This window comes from Evansella vedderi, from assembly GCF_030813435.1.
In the GTDB taxonomy this organism is placed as follows: domain Bacteria; phylum Bacillota; class Bacilli; order Bacillales; family Salisediminibacteriaceae; genus Evansella; species Evansella vedderi.
Genome location: NZ_JAUSUG010000011.1, coordinates 175,034 through 181,033, shown reverse-complemented (window position 1 = coordinate 181,033; position 6,000 = coordinate 175,034). Strand labels below are relative to the sequence as shown.

General features: G+C 33.0%; 7 protein-coding genes. All 7 read left to right on the top strand.

Annotated features, from left to right (window positions below; all coding sequences use genetic code 11):
* Positions 1 to 383: Holliday junction resolvase RecU (locus tag J2S74_RS14790; RefSeq protein ID WP_307326701.1), on the top strand; the 383-nt coding region annotated here is incomplete at its 5' end.
* A 7-nt stretch (positions 384 to 390) separates the two neighbouring features.
* Entirely contained in the window at positions 391 to 1,458 is a 1,068-nt protein-coding gene (locus J2S74_RS14785) for an acyltransferase (protein WP_307326700.1), read from the top strand.
* A gap of 84 nt (positions 1,459 to 1,542) precedes the next feature.
* Positions 1,543 to 2,220: a hypothetical protein gene (locus tag J2S74_RS14780; protein ID WP_307326698.1), complete on the top strand. Its 678-nt coding sequence runs from the start codon at positions 1,543 to 1,545 to the stop codon at positions 2,218 to 2,220.
* 212 nt (positions 2,221 to 2,432) lie between these two features.
* Complete coding sequence (locus J2S74_RS14775; protein ID WP_307326696.1) at positions 2,433 to 3,182, top strand: PIN domain-containing protein; 750 nt, start codon at positions 2,433 to 2,435, stop codon at positions 3,180 to 3,182.
* A gap of 50 nt (positions 3,183 to 3,232) precedes the next feature.
* Positions 3,233 to 4,468 (top strand): DUF2325 domain-containing protein, encoded by a 1,236-nt coding sequence (locus J2S74_RS14770; RefSeq protein WP_307326694.1) that lies wholly within the window; start codon positions 3,233 to 3,235, stop codon positions 4,466 to 4,468.
* Between the two features lie 23 nt (positions 4,469 to 4,491).
* Entirely contained in the window at positions 4,492 to 4,839 is a 348-nt protein-coding gene (locus J2S74_RS14765; RefSeq protein WP_307326692.1) for a hypothetical protein, read from the top strand.
* 29 nt (positions 4,840 to 4,868) lie between these two features.
* A complete protein-coding gene (locus tag J2S74_RS14760; protein ID WP_307326691.1) occupies positions 4,869 to 5,744 on the top strand; it encodes a 3'-5' exonuclease in 876 nt (291 codons plus the stop codon).
* The last annotated feature ends 256 nt before the right edge of the window (positions 5,745 to 6,000 follow it).

The following is a 6,000-nucleotide window of genomic DNA, read 5'->3' as shown; positions in this document are numbered from 1 at the left end:
AAAAATCGACAGTTGATTTTGATGGCACTTACAAATCAATGAGCCTTTACTACGAAGCTAAAACGACTTCAAAACCCTATTTCCCTTTGGAAAATGTAAGTAATCATCAAGTGGAGCATTTAATCAAACAAGCTAATGTAGGGGCTTTGTGCTTCTTTTTAGTACATTTTGAAAAGACACAAGATACTTATGTTTTCCCGCTTCAGTCATTGCTATATTATTGGAGCAGGTGGAAAGCTAAAAAGAGAGGTTATCGGCATATTCCTATTGATGATTTCAATACTTACGCCTTTAAAGTTAAGAATACAGCTCGTGCGAGGTTAGACTATCTTAATCAAGTAGATACCTTAATTAAGTTACTGGAAGAGAAAGATGAGGCTTAAACACACAATGGAAAAACAAGAGGGAGTGACCCGCTCAGGCTTCATTGACTTTATTAAAGGGGTTAGTATTATCGGTGTATTTATTATTCATGTCATTCTTTTAATACCTCCAGGTCATGATTATTTTATGTTGGGACAATTTATAGATGTTTTATTTAGGTTTGCAGTACCTGTATTTATAGGTGTATTGGGATACATGACATATAAAAAGTATATAAACATAGATAATTGGAGTGTTTTTATTAAAAGTAAGTTTCTAATATTAGGTGTCCCGTATATACTATGGTCCATTGTTTATCTTTATTTTGTTCCGAACCATTATTACATCCCCAAGACGGATATTGGGTTATTCTCAGGTATCTTTTTAGGGGATGCTGAAGTTCATCTTTATTTTATGATTGCATACTTTCTATTTATATTACTTACTCCGTCAATCGTAGCTGTATTGAAGAGTTTTTCGAGGCGTTTTATGTCCAAGATATTATTGCTGATTTCAATGCTGCACCTGTTGTACATCGCCATAATGGAGAATGTATTACTATCCCGCAACACGGAACTAATCAATAATACCTTTTACATTGTTACAGAAGGGAAATTGCCCATTCACTGGTTAATATACTACTGTTCAGGAGTCGTTCTAGCCATGTATATTAAAAAGTTCTCTTCATGGTTAAAACGAAATGAATTGCTTATACGCTTTTCTGTGCCAATTATCGTGCTGTTGAATGTATTATTGATTGTTGTTCTTTTAATTACAAACAGAAGCCAGGTCATTTACTTTTCACCTTACTTATACCCGATTACGCTATCAGCTGTAATCCTATTGTTTATATTCTATAAAACTCTTTTTTTCGAAAAAGCGAATGGCTATATCGCGTATTTAGGGAAAAATACCTTCCAGTTTTATTTATCACACATCTTGTTTATCAAGGTAGTTTTTATCTATGTATTCAATAGTGATATTACGATAATAAATCTTATGGCCACATTTATCCTTTCGTTTATCATGACAATTATTTATACCATTCTATATAATCGGTTCATTAATTACCCAAAAAAAAGAAGGCGAAGTTAATAAGAAAGCAATCGTTCATCAGTAGTTCTCGTGCGATATAATAGAGTAAATGAGTTTACAAGACATTCAATTTAGGAGGCAATTATGATACATGTAAAAGACTTAGACCAGTTAGGGACATTCTATATTGAAACATCAGTTAATGATAAGTTTATGATCCAAAAGACAGATATAGGGTATCATTTTAAAGATCTTGTACCACCTGTCACAGAAAAAGAAATAGCAGACTTTAAATCTATAAAAATGCCTAAGCAAGTTGAACAAGCTGTTAAAAATGGTACGCATGATGGAGATTTATCAGAAGTAGTATTCTTCGACGGGATTGCAAAAGGATTTCAATTTGCCTTTTACACTGAAGTAGACATGATGGATATTACTAAGGGGAAAATACAGACATTATACTTTAACCGCGATTTAGGTAATCTTCATTTTAGGGTTCATTTATTAGAACAACCAGGAAGGAAAATTCCTCTGGATGAACTAAAGGATGATTTTGTAATCTATACAAAGTCAGACGGGTATGAATTTATTCACCGAAATGAAAATCTATATTTTGAAGATAGAGAAGTCGTTGCACTATATTCATTATTTAAATTCAAAGGAAAGTCCATTGATATTGATTTTTCAGTTGTGAATGAAATGGATGTAACTCCTAATTTTATACACTTGCAGAAACCAATGGTGATACTTACTAAAGATGATGATAATCAGATTAGATTTAGCTTTGTTTACGAGTCTGTTACTGATGTAAGAGAAAGTTAGTATTCCTTTGCGTAGAGCCTCTATCTAATTACAATCAAGCCCGTAAAAAAAATGTCTATATTGGAAACAAAGTATTTAAACGTTTTAAGCAGCGGGATTAGGAGTAGTATTCCTGATTTCGCTTCTTTGAATTCAAATGGTTCAAAATTGGGAATGCTTTGTTAACTAAGATAAAATAAAGGTAATAAGTACTATTGAAGGAGGGAATTAAGGTGGAGTTCATTTTAACATCAATCGAAGATTTTAAATTCTTGTGGGAAAACCAGAGAGCAGTAGCGGTGACTTTTTTAGTTGTTTTTACAATGGTTACGCTATTCGTTCTACCATTTATAGCACTATTTATAGTGTTCCCTCTTTTTTCCCTCTTCATGAACCTTACTGTTGGTCGTTCAAAGACACCACCACCAGCTGTTCGCAGTAATTCACCAGAGTGGAAGCACCTTGATGATATTAACCCATCAATTCCACACAGCCGTCAAAAAGAGCTTACACACCCTGTTGATGAAGATGGGACACCGATATTAGATATGTCTATTTATGAAGGTAAGGGATACACACTAGGGTTTGATACAAACGTATTAATTGATTATGGTCCGATACTAGAGGACATCCCTAAATCTGTACCTGTTCTTATTAGCAAACAAGTCATGAAAGAATTAGACCGAAAGAAAAAGGACGAAGAACTAGGTTTCTTTTCTCGTAGAGCTTCTTCCTGTATTGAACGGTTACAGACAAATGGTAATAGTGTTAAGTTCACTACTGTCACAGATGAATTTCTCAAAAAACACAAATTAGATCCTTCTGATCCTGATGACAGAATTATAGGTTCATATCTTAAAATTCAACAAGAAGGTAGTCGGAATGTCCTTTTTATATCCCGAGATCGTAATGCTCGAATTGCAGCAAGAAACGCTGGTTTAACAGTATTAGACATAAATCAATTTATCCACAGGGCGAATTAGAACAACAGTTAATTATTAAAATCTAAGATAAACGAGGAGGGGGAAGAATATTGCAAAAAGAAATAATGCTAGAACAAGCTAAGGAAGATATGCTGACTATTATTAATACGCTAAATATGGACAATATTGCTGAGTCTACAGAGAGAATACATGAATATATCACTTTATTAAAAGTAATACCGAATTTAATGGATAGTCATCATACTCCTACTAAAGAGAATAAGGATAATAAATTTAAAGAGAATGAATTAGTTGATTATGAAAATAGTTTTATAGAAGATAACGTAACAACTCCCGGTGTTCAGGAGAAAGTAACGTCCATCAATGGTTTTCACGAAAAGCTAAAGAATGGCCTTTTATCTCAAATTATAGATAGTGACAACACTGAAAATAATGAAGATCATATTAAGAAAGAACAAGAAATTAAAAGTGAACCAGTTCAATCTAGGCCTATCTATCAGTTTCAACAAAAACTCAAAGGAGGGATTATAGAGAAACTTGAAGCTTATGTTCCAGAGTCGGCTGTTAGGCAACTTGGTTTAGAGCATGGTGATTATGTAACCGCAGAAGAAGGACATGTCGAAAAAGATGGTACGAAAAAATATTTTTATCAATTAGCTGAAAAGGGAAAAGGTTCTCCACCTGAAGGAAGGATTGAATTACGGTATGGCATTATAAAAAAATCGGGGCATTGTCTTATTGTTCAAGAAAATGCTATGGGAGAAGAAGTACGTATAGGAGATGCGCCATTTACATTTCGTTTAAGAGAAAATGATATTCAAGAATTTAACTTAACTGAAAATGATATTGTCGATGTAGCTTGTTACGAAAATAATGCTGAATATACCAAAGTGGTTTGGAAATACAAGATCGAGGACCTTCCAGTTCCAAAGGAAAAACAAACACAAAAATCGCCTGATAAGAAGAAGGGGAAGAAAGCTTATCCGCAAATTTTAAAAGATAAGTGTGTTTTAGTGGTAGGGGGAGGTCCGAAGAAATCGGATTTCAAAACAAAAATAGAAGAACACGGTGGAAGCTTTTTATGGGCTGAAGGAACTGAAGGGAAAGCTCGTCTGTCTAGTTTTGTTCGCAAAGCTGATGTGATAGTGTTTATCGTTACTTATATAAGCCACAGAGCAACCGAAGATACTGTATTTTCAGCCAAGTTTTACAGGAAACCGTATAACAGCGCTGATACAATGAGTCCTCAAAGTATCGTCAATATAGCTTTAGATACCTTGAATAATAACATTGGAGTTGGAGCGGTAGCAACAGGAACACATTAAAAGTTTTGGGGAGGGGATGTCATTTGAATGAAATGATACTTAGAAAAATTCAATTAAAATCATATATTAAATTATTAGTTATTATATTTCTAGGATTTGGTATTGCAATGAGTTTCATTTTCTTAGTCATTAGTTTATTAGGTGGAGATGTTCACGTTTACTTTGGACCAGTTGAATTATATGGAATTTCAGCTGGATTAGTTCAAATAATAGTCACACCAAGCGTATTTGCTTTCGTTGGTTTAATATTCTCTTTACTTTCATTCTTACCTTTTAAAGCAGCTATGAGAATTAGCGATGGCATTAGAATTTTAGGAGAATTTAAAATAGAATCGACAACCACCATACAAGATATAACTAAAGAAAACTAAGATTTAAACGTAAGGGGTATATATCTGACATGAGGCAATATAAGAGTTGGAATGAAGTACCTGATAATCTTGTAAGTAAAACAAAACTAAAAACAATGAAATTAGTTCCAAATGAAATTAGAGCTACTGTTTATCAAAGGAAAAATAACGTTTATATTAACCTCTATGACGTTTCAGAAGCTAAGAAGCGGAAAGAACCTACGGAAAGGCAGTTAAAAGCCATAGAGAAGGCGAGAGAAGCTCTAATTGCTAAGAAAACCTGTCCTAAGTGCAAGGGTTTACTCCCTTATATATTAGATGGTGGATTATGTGAAATTTGCATAGAGCAAGAATGGATGAAGAAACAAAGTGAAAGAGCTTCTAAGATGTGTAAAGATTGGATGGTTAATAAAGAAAAATATTTAATCCTAGATACAGAAACAACAGGACTAGGCAATGATGATGAAATCATCGAGTTAGGTATTATCAACTTGAACGGACAAACTATATTCCATTCTACATTTAAACCTTCTAAACCTATTGAAGGTGCTGCAAGTGAAGTGCATGGACTTACTGATGAAATGCTACAAGATTGCCCATTGTGGCCTATTAAATGGCAAGAGATACAAAAGGTTATTTCTAATAAAACTTTATTGATATTCAATAGTAACTTTGATATTAGAATGATCGAGCGAACAAACTGCAAATATAATATCGAAAGTATTTTGCCAGTAAGTATATGTGTGATGGAAACGTATGCTAAATACGCTGAAAGTTATTATTATAATGGTAAACTACAGTGGATCAGTCTCCAAAGAGCCATTGATTACGAAGGAATTAACATTGTTCAGCAACATACAGCTGTAGATGATTGTATTCTTACGCTTAAATTAATAAATGTCATGGCAAATAACATTTCAGCTTAATCTAAGAAGTTATCAATTGGAAAATTTTTTTACTTTTAACTCGTTTTTTTATTATGCTACCATACATATATTATTGTTTAGGAAGTGAACAAATTGCTTTATATATACCGAAAAAGATATCCATAGATCTAATTTATTATATGAAATAATGGATGATATAAATTGTTTGAAGTTAAGGACAGCTAAGTATATCATTTTTTCTGATAATAGTTATGAGGTTCCAATAGTTAAAAATATGATAGAGTCATTAAAAAAT